The sequence below is a fragment of the Aminobacter sp. P4_D5 genome, assembly GCF_056401815.1.
This window is the reverse complement of sequence record NZ_JBFUIP010000768.1, coordinates 1-689: the sequence shown is the minus strand read 5'-3', so window position 1 is coordinate 689 and position 689 is coordinate 1. Positions and strand designations below refer to the sequence as shown.

At 70.5% G+C, this 689-nt stretch carries 1 protein-coding gene and 1 pseudogene; both read left to right on the top strand.

What is annotated here, in order from left to right:
- Nucleotides 1-351: 3-dehydroquinate synthase family protein (locus AC1DWF_RS34875; protein WP_476843044.1), on the top strand; the 351-nt coding region annotated here is incomplete at its 5' end.
- A pseudogene (locus AC1DWF_RS34870) lies at nt 348-689 on the top strand (NADP-dependent oxidoreductase); the annotation flags it as partial. The gene AC1DWF_RS34875 and the pseudogene AC1DWF_RS34870, both read left to right, overlap by 4 nt.

Here is a 689-nt window from a genome sequence, read left to right as displayed (position 1 = left end):
GCGCTGGAGGCCGAGTGCGGCTACGGCGGCCAGCTCCTGCATGGCGAGGCGGTGGCGATCGGGCTCGGCCTGGCCACGGAGCTTTCGGCCCGCCTCGGCCTCTGCTCGCAGGAGATGCCGGGCCGGGTGCGCGAGCATCTGCGCGAGGTGGGGCTTCCGGTCCGTATCTCGGAGCTGCCGCGCTCCTTCTCCATCGAACGGCTACTGGCCCGGATGCGCGCCGACAAGAAGGCGCGCGACGGGGCCATGCGCTTCGTGCTGCTGCGTGCCCCCGGGGACGTCTTCACGGACTCCGGCGTCACGGAGCAGATGGTGCGTACCCTGCTGCATGAGGAAGGTTGCGAGCCATGATCGAGACGAATCTCCAGGTACTGCTGCGCCGCCGCCCCGTGGGCGAGCCGGTGCCGGAGGACTTCCAGGTCGTCGAGGCGCCGGTGCCGGTGCCGGGCGAAGGCCAGGTGTTGGTGCGGGCGCACTTCCTCAGCCTCGACCCCTATATGCGGGGACGCATGAGCGACGCGAAAAGCTACTCCAAGCCGGTGGACATCGGCGGCGTGATGGAAGGCATGACGGTGGGCGAGGTGGAGGCCTCCAACCACGCGGACTTCACGCCGGGCGACACGGTGATGGGCGGCGCCGGCTGGCAGCGCTTCTGCGCCGTCGACGGGGCGAAGCTGCGCAAGGTGGAC